Here is a 22511-nt window from a genome sequence, read left to right as displayed (position 1 = left end):
CCGACAGGAGCCAATCCGTGAAAGACTTATTAAAGTTTCTGAAAGCGCAAACTAAAACCGAAGAGTTTGATGCGATCAAAATTGCTCTGGCCTCGCCAGACATGATCCGTTCGTGGTCTTTTGGTGAAGTTAAAAAGCCAGAAACCATCAACTACCGTACGTTCAAGCCTGAGCGTGACGGCCTTTTCTGCGCCCGTATCTTTGGGCCGGTAAAAGATTATGAGTGCTTGTGCGGTAAGTATAAGCGCCTGAAACACCGCGGTGTTATTTGTGAGAAGTGCGGCGTTGAAGTGACCCAGACTAAAGTGCGCCGTGAGCGTATGGGCCACATCGAGCTGGCTTCTCCGACTGCGCACATCTGGTTCCTGAAGTCACTGCCTTCCCGTATCGGTTTGCTGCTGGATATGCCGCTGCGTGATATTGAGCGTGTGCTTTATTTTGAATCTTATGTCGTGGTTGAAGGTGGCATGACCAACCTTGAGCGCCGTCAGATCCTGACTGAAGAGCAGTATCTGGATGCGCTGGAAGAGTTTGGTGATGAATTCGACGCGAAAATGGGTGCCGAAGCGATCCAGGCTCTGCTGAAGAACATGGATCTGGAGCAGGAATGCGAGCAGCTGCGTGAAGAGCTGACCGAAACCAACTCCGAAACCAAACGTAAGAAGCTGACGAAGCGTATTAAGCTGCTGGAAGCATTCGTACAGTCTGGTAACAAACCAGAGTGGATGATCCTGACGGTTCTGCCGGTACTGCCGCCAGATCTGCGTCCATTGGTTCCGCTGGATGGTGGTCGTTTCGCGACTTCCGATCTGAACGATCTGTATCGTCGCGTGATCAACCGTAACAACCGTCTGAAACGTCTGCTGGATCTGGCTGCGCCAGATATTATCGTACGTAACGAAAAACGTATGTTGCAGGAAGCGGTTGATGCGCTGCTGGATAACGGCCGTCGCGGTCGTGCGATCACCGGTTCTAACAAGCGTCCTCTGAAATCTTTGGCCGATATGATCAAAGGTAAACAGGGTCGTTTCCGTCAGAACCTGCTCGGTAAGCGTGTTGACTACTCCGGCCGTTCCGTAATCACCGTTGGTCCATACCTGCGTCTGCACCAGTGTGGTCTGCCGAAGAAAATGGCACTGGAGCTGTTCAAACCGTTCATCTACGGCAAGCTGGAACTGCGTGGTCTTGCTACCACCATTAAAGCAGCCAAGAAAATGGTTGAGCGCGAAGAAGCTGTCGTATGGGATATCCTGGACGAAGTTATCCGCGAACACCCGGTCCTGCTGAACCGTGCGCCAACGCTGCACCGTTTGGGTATTCAGGCATTTGAACCGGTACTGATCGAAGGTAAAGCGATTCAGCTGCACCCGCTGGTTTGTGCGGCCTATAACGCCGACTTCGATGGTGACCAGATGGCTGTGCACGTACCGCTGACGCTGGAAGCCCAGTTGGAAGCGCGTGCGTTAATGATGTCGACCAACAACATCTTGTCCCCTGCGAATGGTGAGCCAATCATCGTTCCTTCTCAGGACGTGGTATTGGGTCTGTATTACATGACGCGTGACTGTGTTAACGCCAAAGGCGAAGGCATGGTGCTCACGGGTCCGAAAGAAGCTGAACGCGTTTATCGCGCTGGTCTGGCCTCTCTGCATGCGCGCGTTAAAGTGCGTATCACGGAAGAGATCAAGAGCATCGAAGGCGATGTTACGCATCAGACGTCGATTATTGATACGACTATCGGTCGCGCCATCCTGTGGATGATCGTACCGAAAGGTCTGCCGTACTCGATCGTTAACCAGCCTCTGGGCAAGAAAGCGATCTCCAAAATGCTGAACACCTGTTACCGCATTTTGGGTCTGAAGCCGACGGTTATCTTCGCTGACCAGACTATGTACACCGGTTTTGCTTACGCGGCGCGCTCTGGTGCTTCCGTAGGTATCGACGACATGGTTATCCCGGAGAAAAAAGCCGAGATTATCGAAGAAGCCGAAACCGAAGTTGCTGAGATTCAGGAGCAGTTCCAGTCTGGTCTGGTTACCGCGGGCGAACGCTACAACAAAGTGATCGATATCTGGGCCGCAGCGAACGAACGTGTTGCGAAAGCGATGATGGAAAACCTGTCCGTTGAGGATGTGGTTAACCGTGATGGCGTGGTTGAGCGGCAGGTATCTTTCAACAGCATCTTTATGATGGCCGACTCCGGTGCGCGTGGTTCTGCAGCACAGATTCGTCAGCTGGCGGGGATGCGTGGTCTGATGGCGAAACCAGATGGTTCCATCATCGAGACGCCAATTACCGCAAACTTCCGTGAAGGTCTGAACGTACTCCAGTACTTCATCTCGACGCACGGTGCGCGTAAAGGTCTGGCGGATACCGCACTGAAAACGGCGAACTCCGGTTATCTGACTCGTCGTCTGGTTGACGTGGCGCAGGATCTGGTTGTGACCGAAGACGATTGTGGTACCCACGAAGGTATCATGATGACGCCGGTTATCGAGGGTGGTGATGTTAAAGAGCCACTGCGTGAGCGCGTACTGGGTCGTGTAACGGCTGAAGACGTGATCAAACCGGGTACGGCGGATATTCTGGTTCCACGTAACACGCTGCTGAATGAGCAGTGGTGTGACATGTTGGAAGAGAACTCCGTTGACGCCGTTAAAGTACGTTCAGTAGTAAGCTGCGAAACCGACTTTGGCGTGTGCGCCAATTGCTACGGTCGCGATCTGGCTCGTGGTCATATCATCAACAAAGGTGAGGCCATCGGGGTTATCGCGGCACAGTCCATCGGTGAACCGGGTACACAGTTAACCATGCGTACGTTCCACATCGGTGGTGCGGCATCGCGTGCGGCAGCTGAGTCCAGCATTCAGGTGAAAAACAAAGGTAGCCTGAAACTGAGCAACGCGAAGTTCGTTGTGAACAGCAGCGGTAAATTGGTTATTACTTCACGTAATACCGAACTGAAGCTGATCGACGAATTCGGACGTACGAAAGAAAGCTATAAAGTGCCTTACGGTGCGGCAATGGCGAAAGGCGATGGCGCAGAAGTTAACGGTGGCGAAACCGTAGCTAACTGGGACCCGCATACCATGCCAGTTATCACCGAAGTGAGCGGTAACATTCGCTTCACCGATATGATCGACGGCCAGACGATTACTCGTCAGACCGACGAACTGACCGGTTTGTCTTCTATCGTGGTTCTGGATAGTGCAGAGCGTACCGGTAGCGGTAAAGACCTGCGTCCGGCACTGAAAATCGTTGATGACAAAGGCGAAGATGTTCTGATTCCAGGTACGGATATGCCTGCTCAGTACTTCCTGCCGGGCAAAGCGATCGTGCAGTTGGAAGACGGCGTGAAAATCAGCAGCGGTGATACCCTGGCGCGTATTCCTCAGGAATCCGGCGGTACCAAGGATATTACCGGTGGTCTGCCACGCGTAGCCGACCTGTTTGAAGCCCGTCGTCCGAAAGAGCCGGCTATTCTGGCAGAAATCAGCGGTATCATTTCCTTCGGTAAAGAAACCAAAGGTAAACGCCGCCTGGTGATTTCTCCGTTGGATGGCAGCGATGCTTACGAAGAGATGATTCCGAAATGGCGTCAGCTCAACGTGTTCGAAGGTGAAGTGGTGGAACGTGGTGACGTTGTTTCCGACGGCCCAGAATCTCCGCACGATATCCTGCGTCTGCGTGGCGTACATGCAGTAACGCGTTATATCACCAACGAAGTTCAGGAAGTTTACCGTCTACAAGGCGTTAAGATTAACGATAAACACATTGAAGTTATCGTTCGTCAGATGTTGCGTAAAGGCACCATCGTTAACGCAGGTAGCACGGAGTTCCTGGAAGGCGAGCAGGCAGAAGTGTCTCGCATCAAGATTGCCAACCGTCAGTTGGAAGCGGATGGCAAGATCGCAGCAACATTCAGCCGCGATCTGCTGGGTATCACCAAAGCATCTCTGGCGACCGAGTCCTTCATTTCTGCGGCATCGTTCCAGGAAACCACTCGCGTACTGACCGAAGCCGCTGTTGCGGGTAAACGTGATGAACTGCGTGGCCTGAAAGAGAACGTTATCGTGGGTCGTCTGATCCCAGCGGGTACGGGTTATGCGTACCACCAGGATCGTCTGCGTCGCCGTCAGGCGGGTGAAGCGCCAATCGTGCCTCAGGTGAGCGCCGATGAAGCGTCTGCTAACCTGGCCGAACTGCTGAACGCAGGCTTTGGTAGCAGCGACGACGAATAAGTCTCTTTGCGCTGTACTACCATGCGGTAAATAACAAAAACCCCGGCTATTATGGTCGGGGTTTTTTTATGGCTGATTCACTGCGGACAACTCGTCGTAAACGACGTTAAAAATTGATGGAAGGCGTCCTTGCCTTCCCCCCTGAAGGGCCAACGCTGTGCGTTGTTATAAAACGTTCCCGGCGTTTTATTTCTTCCTGAAATTTTTTATAGCGCACATCCCTGTGCGCTACCTAAAGGCCGTCGTAAACGACGTTAAAAATTTCTTCCTGAAATTTTTTGTTGTACAGTAGTGTAAAGTAAATAGAACGGAACCGAAATGGACACCTCAACTACGCCAACACTCTCACAGCCTGGCGGCTCAGTACCTCATCAGGATGATTCAATTTCATCTGGTAAAACCCTACAAACACAGTCAGTAAGCCATTCTCAACATAAAGCGAAACGTGCAGCGTGGGGCAGTTTTGTGGGAGCTGTTGTGGATTGGTATGATTTCTTGCTGTACGGAATTGTTGCCGCCCTTGTATTTAATACCGAATTTTTCCCACAGGTCAGCCCGACAATGGGGACGCTGGCGGCATTTGGTACGTTTGGCGTGGGTTTTCTGTTCCGTCCGCTTGGCGGTATGGTGTTTGGACACTTCGGCGATAAGCTGGGCCGTAAACGGATGTTGATGATCACGGTCTGGATGATGGGCATTTCTACTGCGCTGATTGGTCTGTTGCCGTCGTTTGATTCCATCGGCTGGTGGGCGCCAGTACTGCTGGTTATGCTGCGAGCCATTCAGGGATTTGCTGTCGGTGGCGAGTGGGGCGGTGCGGCGCTGTTGGCAGTAGAGAGCGCGCCAAAGAAGAAGAAAGCTTTCTACAGCAGCGGCGTACAGGTTGGCTTTGGCGTCGGGCTGTTACTAGCTACAGGGTCGGTATCGCTGGCCAGTAATTTGACGACCAATGAGGAATTTATCACCTGGGGCTGGCGTTTGCCGTTCTTATTCAGCCTGATTTTGGTTGCGATTGCCTGGTGGGTGCGTAACGGGATGGATGAGTCTCAGGAGTTTGAGGCGAATAAAACTCTGGGAGAAAGAGCAAACAAACTGCGTTCGTTCCCTATTATGGAGGCACTGCGCCAGCATCCGAAAGCCTTTCTGCTGATTATTGCGCTACGGCTTGGAGAACTGTTGACGATGTATATCGTCACCGCGTTTGCGCTCAATTACTCCACCACCCATCTTGGGCTATCGCGCGATATCTTCCTGAATATCGGGCTGCTGGTGGGGGCGATCAGCTGTGTGTCTATTCCTTTCTTTGCCTATCTGGCGGATAGCTTTGGCCGCCGTCGGATCTACGTTACCGGTGCGCTGATTGGTGCCGCGAGTGCAGTGCCATTCTTTATGGCGCTGGAAAGCCATAACACGCTGCTGATTCTGTTCTTTGCCATCATGCTGGCGAATATTGCCCACGATATGATTGTTAGCGTACAGCAGCCGATGTTTACCGAGCTATTTGGTACGGCTTATCGCTATAGCGGGGCCGGTGTTGGTTATCAGGTTGCCAGCGTGGTCGGCGGCGGATTTACGCCTTTTATCGCTGTTCTGCTGGTGCAGTTTATGGACGGCTCATGGCACGCGGTGGCGGCTTACCTTGCCATTGGTTGTTTGCTGTCGGCGATTGTCGGGATGCAGATGAAAGCAAAACCGGCGGATGCTTTACCTCACTAAGCTCCCCATCTCTCTAATCCAAAATGCCGATACAGATGCCGTATCTGTATCGGTGCGCTTCCTCTGTTTTTTTGTGTTTTTTATTCGGCGCTGTTATCTAAACTGATCGAGATCGCTTCGCTTCAGCCCGATATCCTTAAGCCCGTCATCACTCATATTTTTTAGTATCTTCAGAGTTTGTGCCCTTGCCCGCCAGGCTTTCCACAAACGGTACGGCAAAGTCAGCATTAGCCAGAACGGTGACTCGCGGAACGGCTTTTGTGATCGATTCTCATGAAATTCCATATTTTCCCCCTCGCCAGTGAATGATCGCTATGATGAGGCGAAAGGTATTTTCAATACAGATGCAAAAAATCCATTTTTTTAGCATACAGATTGTGTGATATTGCATCTGAATGGTGATTTTTATTTGAATCTGTACCGGTTGCGGTTGGATATCTTAATAGGGGACGATACTGATGACGCGTTATCAACACCTTGCCGGGCTGTTAGAACAGCGGATCGAACAAGGGTTGTACCAAAGTGGAGAGCGCCTGCCTTCGGTACGGGCGCTGAGTACAGAGCATGGTGTAAGCATCAGTACCGTACAGCAGGCCTACCATCTGCTGGAAACCCGGCAATTGATTATGCCGCAGCCGCGTTCGGGATATTTTGTCACGCCGCGTAAGGCCACGCCGCCTGTACCCGCGCTAACGCGTCCTGCTCAGCGTCCGGTTGAGATCACGCAATGGGAATCGGTACTGGAGCTGGTGAACGTGCGTCTGGAAACGAACATACTGAAGTTTGGTAGCGGAATGCCGGATGTGAGCCAGCCGACCATCAAACCCCTGTGGAAAGAGATGGCCCGCCTCTGCCAATATCAGGATTCCCGTGTCTTACAATATGACAGTATTTATGGTATGCCAGAGCTGCTCGACCAGATTGCCCGCCTTACCGTCGACTGCGGCTGCCAGCTCACTCGAGATGATATTGTGGTCACGACCGGATGTCAGGAGGCTCTCTTTGTTGCCGTTCGCGCCGTTTGTCAGCCTGGTGATATCGTAGCCGTTGAGTCACCGGCTTTTCCGGGCACGATGCAGATCCTTCGTGGGCTGGATATCAAAGCGATCGAGATCCCAACTGACTCAGTCACGGGGATCAGCCTCGAGGCGCTGAGGCTGGCGCTGGATCAATGGCCGATCAAAGCCGTCCTGCTGGTACCGAGCTGTAATAACCCGCTTGGCTTCATCATGCCAGACGCCCGCAAGAAATCGCTGGTGACGTTGGCGCAGCATTTTGATATCGCGATTATTGAAGATGATGCCTACGGGGAGTTGGCCTATGAATATCCGCGTCCTCGTGCGATAAAGTCGTTTGATGAGGATGGACGCGTGCTGCTGTGTAGCTCGTTTTCAAAGAGCCTAGCGCCCGGTTTACGCGTTGGCTGGATTGCCCCAGGGCGCTATCTGGAACGGGTCATCCATACAAAATACATCAGTACGGGATCAACGGTGGTGCAACCGCAGCTAGCTGTGGCGGAGTTTATTCGTCAGGGACACTATCAGCCCCATCTGCGCCGTATGCGCGCCCAGTACAAAGCCAATCTGAGTACGTTTACCTGCTGGGTGCGTGAGTATTTTCCGTCCAATATTTGTGTGAGTCGTCCGCAGGGAGGGTTCCTGATGTGGATTGAACTGCCCGAATATTTTGATTCGCTCAAACTTACCCGTGAGGTCAGAAAATCAGGCATACAGATCGCCGCAGGGTCGCTCTTCTCTGCCTCAGGGAAATACCGCAATTGTATTCGACTCAACTATGCCAATCGCTTCACGGAAGAGATGAGGGAAGGGCTGCGTATCGTGGGTAATGAGGTTGCGAAGATGATGCATACGCCTCCTGACTAGAGCGCCCCTGAGAGTGTTAGGGAAGGGCCGATACGGGTAAGGATAAGCCCCGTATCGGCGGGTTGATGTGCAGAACCGATGAGTGGCAAACGGCTCCGGCCAGCAAGCTCCGTAATGCTCAGGCCTGCCAACGACGCTACTGTATTCTTCGTCACAGACTGTGGCGATAGGCCGAATGTCATGCTGCGCGGCGCTATCCTGAGAATGTTGTCTTCCGTGTAATTCTCATTTTGGCTTGCGAGCCGCATCCCAAATCAGGCGTATCGCTGTCTTATCTGCTGAGTGGCTATCTGCCTAAATAACCGTCCCAGTCTTTCCATACGGGCTGGAGACCTGCTCGAACGATGGCCTGCGCCACGTCTTCAGGACGCCGCGAGTCATGGGGTGAAAACTGTTCCAGTTCAGGGTGGTCATCGGCGTAACCACCCGGCTGGGTTTTGGAGAAGGCGCTGACGTTGTTAATTGCGATAGGAATGGCATGATCGCGAAAGAACGGTGATTCGCGTGTGGACAGCGATAATTCAATATCCGGTGACAGCAAGCGGAATGCGCAAATCACCTGCATGAGCTGCGCTTCATCCATAATCGATGCCGGTTCAATGCCGCCCGCGCAGGGACGCAGGCGCGGGAACGAAATAGAATACCGGCTCTGCCAGTAGCGTTGTTGCAGGTGCAGCAGGTGTTCCGCCACCATGTAGCAGTCGGTGCGCCAGCTATTGGACAGGCCGATTAAGGCACCCAGCCCGATCTTGTCGATCCCCGCACGACCCAGTCGATCCGGCGTGGCGAGTCGCCAGTGGAAATCCTGCTTTTGTCCTTTTAGATGGTGCAACTGGTAGGTCGCCGGATGATAGGTTTCCTGATAGACCATCACGCCATCCAGACCCAGTGCTTTTAATTCGGCGTACTCGTCCTGCGACAAGGGCTGAACTTCAATCATCAGCGAACTGAAGAGCGGTCGGATCAGTGGAAAAACGCGACGAAAATAATCCATGCCTACTTTACGCTGGTGTTCGCCAGTCACGAGCAACAGGTGTTCAAACCCCAGTTCCTTGATAGCGGCGCATTCACGCAGGATCTCTGCTTCATCCAGCGTTTTTCGCTTGATGTGGTTACTCATCGAAAAGCCGCAGTAGGTACAGTCGTTGGAGCACAGGTTGGACAGGTACAGCGGGACATAGAAGCTTACCGTATTGCCGAAACGCTGGCGGGTAAGCTGTTGCGCCCGTTGCGCCAGCGGTTCCAGATAGGTGCTGGCGGCAGGTGAAAGGAGCGCCATAAAATCGTCACGCGTCAAGTGTGGCGCAGTGAGCGCCCGTTCAACATCCTGTGCGGTTTTACCGTTGATGCGCAGCGTCAGGTCATCCCAGTCGAGCTGTTCCCAGACGGTTTGGAAATCGACGTTCATCGCTTTGTCCCTTCTGTTTGCCGATGAAGAAAACCGGTGAGCGGGCTGGTGGCGCTGGCGACCAACTGCTTACTTCCCAGACCGGCCTGATGAGCAAGATCGCCGGCATCGACCGCCAGCCGAAATGCGTGCGCCATCGCGACGGGATCGCGAGCAACGGCGATGGCCGTGTTGACCAGAACGGCATCGGCTCCCATTTCCAGCGCGTCGGCCGCCTGGCTGGGTGCGCCAATACCCGCATCGACAATCACCGGAACGCGCGCCTGTTCGATGATGATGCGGAGAAAATCACGCGTTTGTAGCCCCTGATTGGAGCCGATTGGTGCGCCCAGCGGCATCACTGCCGCGCAGCCGACTTCTTCCAGCCGTTTGCACAGTACCGGGTCGGCCCCGCAGTAAGGCAGTACCGTGAATCCTTCTTTTACCAGCTTTTCAGCAGCCTTCAGGGTTTCAATAGGGTCGGGCAGCAGGTATTTCACATCAGGATGAATTTCCAGTTTCAGCCAGCGAGTGCCCAGCGCTTCACGCGCCAGTCGGGCCGCAAAAATGGCTTCGTCTGCGGTTTTGGCTCCTGACGTATTCGGCAGCAGCTTAATGCCGAGCTGGCGTAGCGGGGCGAGAATGGCGTCATTGCCGCCGTTCAGGTCAACGCGTTTCATCGCCATGGTAACCAACTGCGAACCGGAAGCCTCGAGTGCCGCCAGCATCAGTTCTGGCGTGGCGAATTTTCCGGTGCCAGTCAGCAGCCGTGAAGTTAATGTCGTATCGGCAATGTGCAGCATGTCATCCTCCCGCGATTGCCTGAAAAAGCAAAATATCATCACCGTCCTGAACCTGATGCTGTGACCAGGTGGTGTGCGGGATAATGGTCTGATTGATAGCCAGCGCCGTGCCGGGCTGTAGCCGGTTTATCTGGCTTAGCAGCGCTTCAACCGTGATGGCCTCTGGGAATTCAAAGGGCTCATCATTCAGCGTGATTCTCATGCTGCTCCCCCGCATACCGGGCAGTGGGGCGCGCGCGTGAGCTGGAGCGTGTTCCAGCTCTGCTGTTTGCCATTGAACATTCTCAGCTTGCCATCCAGCGCAGACGGCATACCGGCCAGCAGCTTTATTGCTTCCAGCGCCTGAAGTGTGCCAATCACGCCGACCACTGGACCCAGCACGCCTGCGGTACGGCAGTTGCGTTGTGGTTCGGTCGTATCAGGGTACAGGCAGGCGTAGCAGCCAGAGTGATAAGGCGGCGTGAAGACTGCGAGCTGCCCGCTGAAACCGACGGCGCTTCCGCTGATGAGTGGCTTGCCTGCGCGAAAGCAGGCGGCGTTAACCGCGTGGCGAGTGACCATGTTGTCGCTGCAATCCAGCACTAGATCGACGCGGCTAACGTCGCGGTGTAATGCGCCATCGCTGAGCCTCTCAGTAATCGCAATCGCTTCTGAGTTCGGGTTTAACGCCTGTAGCTGACGCTGGGCCAGCACGGCTTTGGGCTTGTCGGTATCGCTGGTGCGATACAGAATCTGACGTTGCAGGTTGCTGATATGCAGTGCGTCATCGTCGGCAAGCAGCAGCGTGCCGATCCCTGCGGCAGCCAGATAGAGCGACGCGGGTGCGCCCAGCCCACCCAGTCCGACCAGCAGAACGCTGGCGGCTTTAAGCTTATCCTGACCGTCCAGGCCAATATCTTCCAGCATGAGTTGACGGCTGTAGCGCATGAACTCGCTATCGCTCAGTCCGGCTGGCGTAGAGTGGTGATGCGTTGCCATGTTATGCCTCCCGCCCTTCAATCATCCTGAGCAACGTTGCCGTTGCCTGACGCCAGTCCGGTGCCTGCGTAATGGCGCTGACGACGGCAATGCTGCCGACGCCCGTTTTTAGCACCGAAGGCACTTTGTCGATGCTGATGCCGCCAATCGCCACGGTGGGAAAACGGCCTTGCAGATCGATGATGTGGCGCGTCAATTCGGCCAGCCCCTGCGGCGCTGATGGCATGTCTTTGGTTTGGGTTGGGAAAATATGCCCCAGCGCGATGTAGGACGGGCTGATCGCCACCGCGCGCGCCAGCTCACGATCGTCGTGCGTGGAGATGCCTAAGCGCAGACCTGCTTGTTTAATCACGGCCAGATCGGCGGTATCCAGATCTTCCTGACCCAGATGTACGCCGTACGCCTGATGTTTTACGGCTAATTTCCAATAGTCGTTGATGAAGAGCTGTGCCTGATAGCGACGACCCAAGGCGATCGCCTGGATCACCTCGGCTTCGGCTTGTTCATCTGACCGATCTTTGATCCTCAACTGGATCGTTTTCACCCCGACGCCGAGTAGTCGTTCGATCCATTCCACGCTATCGACGACGGGATAAAGCCCCAGCCGCTGAGGCGTTGGGGCAAAGGGCGTCGAATCCGTCATTTGCTCTCCTCAGTTTGCAGGCTGGTGGCGCTGTGATAAAGCTCGCTGCCGCGCGAGCGGAATTCTTGCGACATCTGCGCCATACCCACTTCAATCGGTTTGGCTTCTGCTTCCTGTTTCGCGGCGTAATCGCGTACTTCCTGTGAGATTTTCATCGAGCAGAATTTGGGGCCGCACATAGAGCAGAAGTGGGCGACTTTACCGGATTCCTGCGGCAGCGTTTCATCGTGGTAGGCGCGGGCCGTTTGGGGATCGAGTGCCAGATTAAACTGGTCTTCCCAACGGAATTCGAAACGCGCTTTCGACATAGCGTTATCACGGATCTGCGCGCCGGGATGGCCTTTCGCCAAATCGGCGGCGTGGGCGGCGATCTTGTAGGTAATCAGCCCCTGCTTAACGTCTTCTTTGTTCGGTAAGCCGAGATGTTCTTTTGGTGTCACATAACAGAGCATCGCGCAGCCGAACCAGCCGATCATGGCCGCGCCGATGCCGGAGGTGAAGTGATCGTAACCCGGTGCGATATCGGTGGTTAGCGGGCCGAGCGTATAGAACGGGGCTTCATGGCAGTGCTCCAGTTCTTCGGTCATGTTGCGGCGGATCATCTGCATCGGAACGTGACCGGGGCCTTCGATCATCACCTGTACGTCGTATTCCCAGGCGATTTTGGTCAGCTCGCCCAGTGTATGCAGCTCGGCAAACTGGGCTTCGTCGTTAGCATCCTGAATGGAGCCGGGGCGTAAGCCATCACCCAGCGACAGCGCGACATCGTAAGCGGCACAGATTTCACAGATTTCACGGAAGTGCTCGTACAGGAAGCTCTCTTTGTGATGCGACAGGCACCACTTCGCCATGATGGAACCGCCGCGCGAAACGATGCCGGTCAGGCGTTTGGCGGTCATCGGCACGTAGCGCAGCAGCACGCCGGCGTGGATGGTGAAATAGTCCACGCCCTGTTCCGCCTGCTCCAGCAGCGTGTCGCGGAACATTTCCCAGTTCAGGTTTTCCGCCACGCCGTTCACTTTCTCTAGCGCCTGATAGATCGGCACAGTCCCGATTGGCACGGGGCTGTTGCGCAGAATCCACTCGCGGGTTTCATGAATATAGCGGCCGGTTGAGAGATCCATCACCGTATCCGCGCCCCAGCGGGTAGACCAGACCAGCTTTTCCACCTCTTCTTCGATGGAGGACGTCACAGCCGAGTTACCGATATTGGCGTTAACCTTCACCAGAAAATTGCGTCCGATGATCATCGGCTCTGATTCCGGGTGGTTGATGTTGGAAGGAATAATGGCGCGCCCGGCGGCCACTTCCTGACGGACAAATTCCGGCGTGATGTTCTCCGGCAGGAGAGCGCCGAAACTCTGGCCCGGATGCTGCTGGCGCAACACGTCAGTGCGAATGCGCTCGCGCCCCATATTTTCGCGAATGGCGATAAATTCCATTTCCGGGGTAACGATGCCCTGCCGCGCATAGTGGAGCTGGGTAACGCGTTTGCCTGCTTTGGCACGTAAAGGTCGTGGCAAGTGCTCGAAGCGCAGATGATCCAGACCGGCATCAGCCAGACGCTGCTGGGTGAAATCGGAACTGACGCCGGATAGCGCCTCGGTGTCGTGACGTTCGGCAATCCAGTTGGCGCGCAGCTTCGCTAACCCAACGCGGACATCGGGTTGGGCGGCGGGGTCGCCATAAGGCCCTGACGTATCATAAACTGGGATCGGTTCATTGGGTTCGTATTGGGGATTGTCTTTACTGCCGCCGAGTAACGTCGGGCTAAGCTGAATTTCTCGCATTGGCACGTGGATGTCATCACGTGAGCCCGCAAGGTAAATGCGTTTGGAATTGGGAAAGGCGGTACCCTGTAAGGTTTCAATAAACTGCTGGGCGGCGGCACGCTGTTCACGGCGACCCGATTTTGACGACACTGTTTTTATAGACAATGGTTCTGTAGACATAGCAAGTTCCTGTAAGACGTAAAGGGAAGATTGCTTGTCTGGAGCCCGGAGGGAGTAATAATGATATTGGGCATCAGAGCAGGTATGTAGGAATACGCAGCCTTGGGCTCAATGAGGTGCATTACTCTTGTTCCCTTCGCAGGTATTAACCCGATCAGGTTCCGCGGATCCCGAATTAACGGTCTCAGCCTGTGCGCTCATAAGTTTTGTAAAACGATTGATTTCGTAAAACAAAACACGAGCACGCTAGGCACTCCGACAAGATATGCCCGTTTCTTAAACGGGCCAATAAAACCCCTACACTGTATGTCGACAAAACGCGGATGTCAAAGCGTGCCGCTTTTGCCTGTACAGCGTGTGGCGATGTTCTTAAATAACGTTAAATGACCGCTAGTTGTCGTAAACCAGACGGATCATGTTGTCTTCTAACGTAAAACGCTCTTCCAGAGCTTCGCCGACGCTGGAGAGTGCCTGCTGGAATTTGAGGCAGTTATCATGGTCGATGGCCGTCGCCAGATGGTTATCGTAAAACGTCATGATTTGCTGCGTGTTGCTTTGCAGGGCGAAATCGAGCTGGGTGGAAAGCGCTAATAGTTGTTCGCTGTGTGTCGCTGCTTCATGCAGCATCTTTTCGTATAAATGAAAGTGGCCAGTAGAAAGGTAATCCACCAGATTCTGGCAAAAATTATCCAATGCTTCTTCATCCAGAAGAGAAAGCGCTTCCTTGTTCGGCTTGATGCCAACCAGATGATAGTAAGCCACCAGAAGCTGCTTACGCGCTTGTAGCCATTGGTCGATTAACGCATTATTGCCACCAACGTATTCAGTCAGACTTTGTAGCTGGTTTAGCATTGTTGACTCCGTGAACGGTAAGAAATAACTGAAATCCCAGTTATAAAACTTATGTAATCACTCTGAATGTAAAATGCCAGTGAAGTGGCAGTGGAGCAATAAAAAGATATGGAACAGACGCTAAAAGGTGATGAGACCGGCTGGTGGGTGGTTAGCGATGCGGTACAAATCTGGCTACCCCAGGGAGAATTACCGTGTGGAACGGCGACGAAATGGTCTTTGCAGGGGAAAACGGCTCGCCAAATCGGCGAATGGCAAGAACAGCCTGTCTGGCTGGTGTGTCAGGGCCGGGATTCCGATATGGCATCGGTTCGCCAACTGCTCGATCAGGACGTGGGCTTATTCCAACTGGCGGGGCGAGGCGTACAGCTGGCTGAGTTCTATCGTTCTCATCGTTTTTGCGGTTACTGCGGTCATGAAATGGTGCGGAGTAAAACGGAACTGGCGTGCTTATGTCACCACTGCAAAGAGCGCTATTATCCGCAGATTGCGCCCTGCATCATCGTCGCGATTCGCCGTGGCGAGGAAATTTTGCTGGCGCAGCACAACCGGCATCGCGGGAATATGTACACCGTGCTGGCTGGGTTTGTAGAGGTGGGCGAAACGCTGGAACAGACGGTTGTGCGCGAGGTGATGGAAGAGAGCCAAATCCAGATAAAAAACCTGCGCTACGTGAGTTCGCAGCCTTGGCCCTTCCCGCATTCGTTGATGATGGCGTTTATGGCTGAGTATGCGGGGGGAGAAATCAAGCACGACCCGAAAGAGCTGCGTGACGCGGGCTGGTTCCGCTTTGACCAACTCCCGCAGTTGCCCCCGCCGGGCACTGTGGCGCGTCGGCTTATCGAAGATACGGTGGTGTTGTGTCGCGCTTATCACGAGAACGAAGGCTGACGTGGTACTATTTGCGCCATGAATGACTCGCGTACACAACGTACCCGCGTCATAGCGTATTCGTTTTATAAAGCGTTCGTTTTATAACGCATCCGTTTCATCACATCTATCCGGTGTCGAACCGCCGTGAGGTTGAAAGGAAAAAAACATGACTGATCTGAAAAACGATCGCTACTTGCGAGCGTTATTGCGCCAACCCGTTGATGTCACCCCGGTGTGGATGATGCGTCAGGCGGGGCGCTATTTGCCGGAATATAAGGCAACGCGCACGCAGGCGGGTGATTTTATGTCGCTGTGTAAAAACGCAGAACTGGCTTGCGAAGTCACGTTACAACCTTTACGGCGCTATGCGCTGGATGCGGCAATCCTGTTCTCCGATATCCTGACCATCCCTGATGCCATGGGCTTAGGGCTCTATTTTGAAGCAGGGGAAGGCCCACGCTTTCACTCTCCCATCACGTCTCATGCCGATGTGGTTAACCTGCCGATTCCCGATCCTGAGCAGGAACTCGGTTATGTGATGAACGCGGTGCGGACGATCCGTAAAAATCTCGCCGGGGAAGTGCCGTTGATTGGTTTCTCGGGCAGCCCGTGGACGCTGGCGACCTATATGGTTGAAGGCGGTAGCAGCAAAGCGTTTACCGTCATCAAGAAAATGATGTTCGCTGAGCCTAAAACGTTACACCTGCTGCTGGATAAGCTGGCGGATAGCGTCATTCTTTATCTCAACGCGCAAATTCGCGCTGGCGCGCAGGCGGTCATGGTCTTCGATACCTGGGGCGGCGCGCTGAGCGGACGTGACTACAAAGAATTCTCCCTGCGGTACATGCATAAGATTGTTGATGGTTTACAACGTGAGAACGAAGGCCGTCGCGTGCCGGTGACGCTCTTTACCAAAGGCGGAGGCCAGTGGCTGGAGGCGATGGCAGAAACTGGCTGTGACGCGCTGGGGCTGGACTGGACGAGCGATATTGCTGACGCACGCCGCCGCGTAGGCGATAAAGTGGCGCTACAGGGAAATATGGATCCGTCGATGTTGTATGCCGATCCGGCACGGATCGAGCAGGAAGTGGCGTCGATCCTGGCAGGATTTGGACAAGGCAACGGGCATGTTTTCAATCTGGGGCACGGCATTCATCAGGACGTGCCGCCGGAGCATGCCGGCGTGTTTGTTGAGGCCGTCCATCGGTTGTCTCGCCCTTATCACGCATGATTCACAGGAGGTGATGTGATTGATACACAACAGCTGCGGGCTGAGCAACTGGCCCGCGCTTCTGATGTGATTCGGTACGACGATTTACCTTTTGAGCAGCCCGCGTTTATCGCGGGTGCAGACGTTGGCTTTGAGCAAGAAGGCTCGGTCACTCGCGCTGCGATTGCGGTAATGCGCTATCCTTCGTTGGAGCTGGTAGAATACAAGATTGCGCGTATTAGCACGACGATGCCTTATATCCCCGGTTTTCTTTCATTTCGCGAATGCCCTGGGCTGCTTGCCGCGTGGGAATTGCTTGAACAGAAACCCGATCTGCTGTTTGTCGATGGGCATGGGATTTCTCACCCTCGACGCCTTGGCGTTGCCAGCCATTTTGGCCTGCTGGTTGATGTTCCGACGATTGGCGTGGCAAAAAGTCGGCTGTGTGGCCGATTTGAACCGTTGGCGGAGAGCGTCGGCAGTCAGCAGCCGTTACTGGACAAAGGCGAACAGATTGGCTGGGTATGGCGTAGCAAAGCGCGCTGTAATCCGCTGTTTGTGGCGACGGGACATCGAGTGGGTCAGGACAGTGCATTGCACTGGGTGCAACGTTGTATGCGCGGCTACCGTTTACCGGAGCCGACCCGCTGGGCTGATGCTGTTGCATCGAATCGTCCCGCATTTGTGCGTTGGCAGCGGCAGCAAGCCGCTAACGTATTGTCGTAAAACTTTAGGAATTCAGGCATAGGGCGTCACTGTGATTTCAGGTACACTGCCGTCCGTCGCTGTTAATGAGCATAAAAATGTTACGTAACCCCATTCATTTACGTCTGGAAAAATTGGCAAGCTGGCAACATGTCACTTTCATGGCATGTCTTTGTGAACGTATGTATCCCAACTACCACGAGTTCTGTCGTCAAACAGAGTTCGGCGATGCGATGGTTTACCGCCGCATTCTCGATCTGGTATGGGAAACATTGGTTGTTAAAGATGCGAAGGTTAATTTCGATAGCCAGTTGGAAAAGCTGGAAGAAGCGATTCCCGCTGCGGAAGATTACGATCTTTACGGCGTCTACCCGGCTATTGATGCCTGTATCGCGTTGGGCGAACTGATTCATTCGCGTTTAAGCGGTGCAACGCTCGAACATGCAATAGCGATTAGCGAAACGTCTATCCGCACGGTTGCCATGTTGGAAATGACGCAGGCAGGCAAAGAAATGACCGACGATGAGCTAAAGGTTTTGCCTGCAATTGAAGAAGAATGGGACATCCAATGGGAGATTTTTCGTCTGTTGGCGGCCTGTGAAGAACGCGACATTGAGCTGATAAAAGGGCTCCGTTCCGATCTGCGTGAGGCCGGAAGTAGTAACATCGGGATAAATTTGCATCAATAACGCGATAAAACGTGATTTAAGGCCTGAAATGGCCTGTCTTAAGGCTTCACATTCGCACCCTGTCTGGTCTACATTTGGGGGGCGTAAAAAAAGTGGCTGTCGGTGCGTGTATGCAGGAGAGTGCTACCACACCCTGAAAAGGGAGATGGCATATCCGTCGCACTCGATGCTTAGCAAGCGATAAACACACTGTAAGGATAACTTATGAATAAGACTCAACTGATTGATGTAATTGCGGACAAAGCTGATCTGTCAAAAGCACAGGCTAAAGCAGCTCTGGAATCAACTCTGGCGGCAATTACCGAGTCTCTGAAAGAAGGTGATGCAGTACAATTAGTTGGTTTTGGTACGTTTAAAGTCAACCATCGTAATGAGCGCACTGGCCGCAACCCACAAACCGGTAAAGAAATCAAAATTGCTGCTGCCAACGTGCCAGCGTTTGTTTCTGGCAAGGCTCTGAAAGACGCTGTTAAATAAGCCCATGTCGGTTAAAAGTTTAAGCAGAGGGGCGTTTTCGCCCCTTTTGCTTTTACGACGTTTGTGTGGAGCAGGCCTCGTGCTGACTGCCGTGGTGGCCTGTAGTAGCCGCACCGCACCGCCGGAGTTTTTCGCCAGCGGTTACGTTGCCGATCGCGGTATCGTGCGTTTGTGGCGTAAAGACGATGTGCAGAATACGACGGCGCTGACCACCGTGTTCAACCCGCTTCAGGGCAACGGTCTGGTGGTGACTCGCTATACGTTCCAGCAGGACAAGCTACGCGAGATACAGCGTAATCAGCTTGGAACGCAAAAAGAAGATATGCGTTTGCGCTTTGCAGAAGATGGAACCGTCAGCTTTATGCAGCGGCAACTTGCCGAAAGACGTGAATCGGTTTCTGATGATGATGTCGCGCTCTACCAGTTTGATGCTAAGCGCATGCTGGAGTTGAGCGATGTCCTGCGTGCAGGCAAGGTGACGCTAAAGCAAGGGAAATGGCTGGAAGGGCAGGTGCAGTCTTGTGACGGTACGGTAGTTCGCCCTGATTTTGACAATGATTCGCGTGAATGGATCGCGGAGCAAAAAATGCATGCAACGCGTCCGCTAAATGTCGCATGGCTGGAAGCGCCGGAAGGGACGCAGCTATTGCTGGTGGTGGAGGATGATGTCTGCCAGTGGCAGCCTAAATAGCCATTAGCTATAAAAAAACCCGGATTTCTCCGGGCTTCAGTATTGATCAGACAATCGTTATCAGATCGCCTATCAGGCTTGCTCGCGCTCAATAGCACGGTAGCCGATGTCTTTTCGACAGAATACCCCTTGCCACTGAATACCCGCTGCGATTTCATAAGCGCGTTGCTGCGCTTCAGCCACGGTATTGCCCAGTGCGGTGACGCACAGTACACGGCCGCCGTTGGTAACAACATTAATACCGTTCAGCTTGGTACCAGCATGGAAAACCTTGCCATCTTCGGCATCCTGCTGTGGTAAACCGGAAATCACATCACCCGTGTTGTAGTCAGCCGGGTAGCCGCCTGCGGCCAATACCACACCCAGAGACGGACGTTCATCCCAGACGGAATCTTTCTGTTCCAGCGTGCCGTCACAGGCTGCCAGACACAGTTCCACCAGATCGGAACGCAGACGCAGCATAATTGGCTGTGTTTCTGGATCGCCAAAGCGGCAGTTGAATTCGATCACTTTTGGCTGACCATCGGCAGAAATCATCAGACCGGCATACAGGAAACCGACGTAGGTATTTCCCTCTGCAGCCATGCCGTTGACGGTCGGCCAAATCACCTGATCCATCACGCGCTGGTGGATTTCATCGGTCACGACCGGAGCTGGCGAATAAGCGCCCATACCACCAGTATTCGGGCCCGTATCTTTATCCCCAACGCGTTTATGATCCTGACTGGTTGCCATCGGTAGCACATTCTTGCCATCCACCATCACGATGAAGCTGGCTTCTTCGCCATCAAGGAATTCTTCCACCACGATACGGTGTCCGGCATCGCCGAATGCATTGCCCGCCAGCATGTCCTGAATGGCGTTTTCTGCTTCCTGCAACGTCATGGCGACAATGACACCTTTACCTGCGGCTAATCCATCTGCCTTGATGACGATAGGCGCACCTTTGCTGCGTACATAGGCCAGCGCGGGTTCAACTTCAGTGAAGTTCTGGTATTCCGCTGTCGGGATGCTGTGGCGTGCCAGAAAATCTTTAGTGAAGGCTTTAGAACCTTCCAGCTGTGCTGCGCCCTGTGTTGGGCCAAAGATTTTTAGACCTGCACTCTGAAATGCATCAACAACGCCGAGAACTAACGGTGTTTCAGGGCCAACGATGGTTAAATCGATGTGGTTTTCTTGCGCAAAAGCGACGAGTGCTGGAATATCGGTTGCGGCGATATCGACGTTGGTCAGCGCTGGCTCAAGCGCAGTGCCCGCATTTCCCGGTGCGACATAAACGTGTTTTGCCAGCGGTGACTGTGCAGCTTTCCAGGCCAGCGCGTGCTCGCGTCCGCCATTACCAATTACTAAAATGTTCATTTCGGTCAGCTCCAGAATTAATGGCGGAAGTGGCGCATGTCGGTAAAGATCATCGCAATGCCGTGTTCGTTGGCGGCGGCAATGACTTCATCATCGCGAATGGACCCACCTGGTTGGATCACGCAGGTAATGCCAACGGCCGCAGCGGCATCAATGCCATCACGGAATGGGAAGAACGCATCGGAGGCCATAGCGGAACCTTTTACTTCCAGCCCTTCATCGCTCGCTTTGATACCCGCGATTTTCGCTGAGTAAACGCGGCTCATCTGGCCGGCGCCTATCCCGATGGTCATGTTGTCGCGTGCGTACACAATCGCATTGGATTTAACGAACTTAGCCACTTTCCAGCAGAAAAGGGCATCACGTAATTCCTGTTCGCTCGGCTGGCGCTCGGTGACGACACGCAATTGAGAGGCATCGACCATGCCCAGATCGCGATCCTGTACCAGCAAACCACCGTTGACGCGTTTGAAGTCCAGCCCAGGAACGCGTTGTTGCCAACTGCCGCTGGTCAGGACGCGTACGTTTTGTTTGGCAGCGGTCACCTTCAATGCGGCCTCGCTGGCAGATGGCGCAATAATGACTTCGACAAACTGACGGCTGATAATAGCCTGCGCCGTTTCTTCATCTAGCTCACGGTTGAAAGCGATAATGCCGCCGAATGCGGATGTTGGGTCGGTTTTATAAGCGCGTTCGTAGGCATCGAGAATTGAGCCGCCAATGGCGACGCCGCACGGATTCGCATGCTTAACGATAACGCAGGCCGGCTCGGCAAATTCTTTCACACATTCCAGCGCCGCATCAGTATCGGCGATGTTGTTATAAGACAGCGCCTTTCCTTGTAACTGTGTAGCCGTCGCGACAGAAGCCTCGCTAATATTCTCTTCTATATAGAAGGCAGCTTGCTGATGGCTGTTCTCACCGTAGCGCATGTCCTGCTTTTTGATGTAGTTCAGGTTCAACGTGCGTGGGAAGTTACCCGATGGTTTATCGGTTTCACCGTGGTAAGGCGGAACCAGTGCGCCAAAGTAATTGGCAATCATGCTGTCGTACGCGGCAGTATGTTCAAAAGCTTTAATGGCTAAATCGAAACGGGTTTCGTAGGTCAATGAACCTTCGTTGGCGTCGATTTCATTAATAATGGCGCTGTAGTCGCTGCTCTTGACTACAATAGCCACATCTTTATGGTTCTTGGCTGCGGAGCGAACCATCGTCGGGCCGCCGATATCGATATTCTCAACTGCATCTTCTAATGTGCAGTTCTCACGGGCAACGGTCTGGGCAAACGGATACAGATTCACAACGACGATATCAATCGGCTTGATGTCGTGCTGCGCCATGATCGCATCATCTTGATCGCGTCGTCCCAGAATGCCGCCGTGTACTTTCGGGTGCAGGGTCTTTACACGCCCATCCATCATTTCCGGGAAACCGGTGTAGTCAGAGACTTCAGTCACTGCTAAGCCAGCATCAGCCAGCAAACGGGCGGTTCCTCCGGTTGAAAGGAGCTCGACGCCACGGTGGGACAGAGCTTGAGCAAATTCGACAATACCTGCTTTGTCAGAAACGCTGAGCAGAGCGCGGCGAATTGGACGGCGTTGTTGCATGATGATGTTATCCCCTGAATTTGGGTAGTCAGTAAAGAACGGTATGTGAATATCGTCTTTGTCAGAGCAATAATTGCGGAATAAAGAGAAATATTCAGTTAGCGTTCGCAAAAATACGACGATTTTGAACGGGGTGAATTGTAGCGAAAACGTTTGCGTGATGCTCGTCAATTTTTGAATAGAATGCTTTCTGTGGATAAGTTTGTGCAAAAAAAGGTATAAGGCAGGGTTTTGCTGTGGAATGCAGCAAACAGTCATTTTTCTTTAAAATACCTATTGCGACAGGTCGAGAAGTCCCTATAATGCGCCTCCATCGACACGGCGCTGTGATTCACAACCGGGTCGGTAAAGAAAGAGAAAACGCTTTAAAATAAGCGTTGACTCTGAAGGTGAAAAGCGTAATATACGCCACCTCGCGAAGTGGTTAAGACCACAACGCACTGCT

19 protein-coding genes and 1 riboswitch are annotated in these 22511 nt (G+C 53.5%); of the genes, 9 read left to right on the top strand and 10 right to left on the bottom strand.

All coding sequences use genetic code 11. The features are described from left to right. Positions 1–17 precede the first annotated feature (17 nt). Positions 18–4241 carry a DNA-directed RNA polymerase subunit beta' gene (gene rpoC, locus WCT94_RS20140; RefSeq protein ID WP_336871446.1) on the top strand — a complete coding sequence of 1408 codons (4224 nt, stop codon included), beginning with the start codon at positions 18–20 and terminating at the stop codon, positions 4239–4241. A gap of 318 nt (positions 4242–4559) precedes the next feature. Beyond that, a complete protein-coding gene (gene shiA / locus WCT94_RS20135) occupies positions 4560–5957 on the top strand; it encodes a shikimate transporter (protein ID WP_336871444.1) in 1398 nt (465 codons plus the stop codon). Between the two features lie 93 nt (positions 5958–6050). Here shiA and WCT94_RS20130 read toward each other — a convergent pair whose 3' ends face one another. After that, positions 6051–6242 (bottom strand): DUF1127 domain-containing protein, encoded by a 192-nt coding sequence (locus tag WCT94_RS20130; RefSeq protein WP_336871442.1) that lies wholly within the window; start codon positions 6240–6242, stop codon positions 6051–6053. Positions 6243–6415: 173 nt separating this feature from the next. Between WCT94_RS20130 and WCT94_RS20125 the strand changes: the two genes are divergently transcribed. Next, the gene (locus WCT94_RS20125; RefSeq protein WP_205558499.1) at positions 6416–7840 is read left to right on the top strand and encodes an aminotransferase-like domain-containing protein; all 1425 of its coding nucleotides are present in this window, start codon (positions 6416–6418) and stop codon (positions 7838–7840) included. 286 nt (positions 7841–8126) lie between these two features. On the opposite strand, the gene thiH is transcribed toward WCT94_RS20125, so the two are convergent. From thiH to rsd, 7 genes are all read right to left on the bottom strand, one after another. Next, on the bottom strand, positions 8127–9248 hold the full coding sequence (gene thiH / locus WCT94_RS20120; protein WP_336871440.1) for a 2-iminoacetate synthase ThiH: 1122 nt from the start codon (positions 9246–9248) through the stop codon (positions 8127–8129). After that, entirely contained in the window at positions 9245–10030 is a 786-nt protein-coding gene (locus WCT94_RS20115) for a thiazole synthase (protein WP_336871438.1), read from the bottom strand. The genes thiH and WCT94_RS20115 overlap by 4 nt, the downstream gene beginning before the upstream one ends. 1 nt (position 10031) lies before the next feature. Next, entirely contained in the window at positions 10032–10232 is a 201-nt protein-coding gene (thiS, locus tag WCT94_RS20110; RefSeq protein ID WP_119872053.1) for a sulfur carrier protein ThiS, read from the bottom strand. Next, positions 10229–11008, bottom strand: coding sequence for a HesA/MoeB/ThiF family protein (locus WCT94_RS20105; protein ID WP_336871435.1), 780 nt, complete (start codon positions 11006–11008; stop codon positions 10229–10231). The genes thiS and WCT94_RS20105 overlap by 4 nt, the downstream gene beginning before the upstream one ends. Before the next feature lies 1 nt (position 11009). Further along, on the bottom strand, positions 11010–11651 hold the full coding sequence (gene thiE / locus WCT94_RS20100; protein WP_205559902.1) for a thiamine phosphate synthase: 642 nt from the start codon (positions 11649–11651) through the stop codon (positions 11010–11012). After that, the gene (gene thiC, locus WCT94_RS20095) at positions 11648–13603 is read right to left on the bottom strand and encodes a phosphomethylpyrimidine synthase ThiC (protein WP_336871433.1); all 1956 of its coding nucleotides are present in this window, start codon (positions 13601–13603) and stop codon (positions 11648–11650) included. Before thiC ends, thiE begins: the two co-directional genes overlap by 4 nt. 114 nt (positions 13604–13717) lie before the next feature. Continuing rightward, positions 13718–13871, bottom strand: a riboswitch (TPP riboswitch). A gap of 122 nt (positions 13872–13993) precedes the next feature. Further along, positions 13994–14455, bottom strand: a complete 462-nt coding sequence (rsd, locus tag WCT94_RS20090) for a sigma D regulator (RefSeq protein WP_336871432.1) — start codon at positions 14453–14455, stop codon at positions 13994–13996. 108 nt (positions 14456–14563) lie between these two features. Here rsd and nudC point away from each other — a divergent pair, with 108 nt between their 5' ends. From nudC to WCT94_RS20060, 6 genes are all read left to right on the top strand, one after another. After that, entirely contained in the window at positions 14564–15346 is a 783-nt protein-coding gene (nudC, locus tag WCT94_RS20085) for an NAD(+) diphosphatase (RefSeq protein ID WP_319850568.1), read from the top strand. 148 nt (positions 15347–15494) lie between these two features. Then, on the top strand, positions 15495–16559 hold the full coding sequence (hemE, locus tag WCT94_RS20080) for a uroporphyrinogen decarboxylase (protein ID WP_336871429.1): 1065 nt from the start codon (positions 15495–15497) through the stop codon (positions 16557–16559). 15 nt (positions 16560–16574) lie between these two features. Further along, positions 16575–17264, top strand: coding sequence for a deoxyribonuclease V (nfi, locus tag WCT94_RS20075; protein ID WP_336871428.1), 690 nt, complete (start codon positions 16575–16577; stop codon positions 17262–17264). A gap of 77 nt (positions 17265–17341) precedes the next feature. Further along, the gene (locus WCT94_RS20070) at positions 17342–17932 is read left to right on the top strand and encodes a YjaG family protein (protein ID WP_225086534.1); all 591 of its coding nucleotides are present in this window, start codon (positions 17342–17344) and stop codon (positions 17930–17932) included. 204 nt (positions 17933–18136) lie between these two features. Further along, positions 18137–18409 carry a nucleoid-associated protein HU-alpha gene (hupA, locus tag WCT94_RS20065; protein ID WP_005970302.1) on the top strand — a complete coding sequence of 91 codons (273 nt, stop codon included), beginning with the start codon at positions 18137–18139 and terminating at the stop codon, positions 18407–18409. 4 nt (positions 18410–18413) lie between these two features. Further along, entirely contained in the window at positions 18414–19100 is a 687-nt protein-coding gene (locus WCT94_RS20060) for a DUF1481 domain-containing protein (protein ID WP_336871426.1), read from the top strand. Between the two features lie 72 nt (positions 19101–19172). Here the strand turns inward: WCT94_RS20060 and purD are convergent, their stop codons facing one another. Together purD and purH are read right to left on the bottom strand one after the other, a co-directional pair. After that, positions 19173–20459, bottom strand: coding sequence for a phosphoribosylamine--glycine ligase (gene purD, locus WCT94_RS20055; RefSeq protein ID WP_336871424.1), 1287 nt, complete (start codon positions 20457–20459; stop codon positions 19173–19175). A gap of 17 nt (positions 20460–20476) precedes the next feature. Beyond that, positions 20477–22066, bottom strand: coding sequence for a bifunctional phosphoribosylaminoimidazolecarboxamide formyltransferase/IMP cyclohydrolase (purH, locus tag WCT94_RS20050; RefSeq protein WP_336871423.1), 1590 nt, complete (start codon positions 22064–22066; stop codon positions 20477–20479). Between the last annotated feature and the right edge of the window lie 445 nt (positions 22067–22511).

This window comes from Pectobacterium sp. 1950-15 (assembly GCF_037136835.1).
Taxonomy (GTDB): domain Bacteria; phylum Pseudomonadota; class Gammaproteobacteria; order Enterobacterales; family Enterobacteriaceae; genus Pectobacterium.
This window is presented reverse-complemented; position numbering and strand designations above follow the sequence as displayed.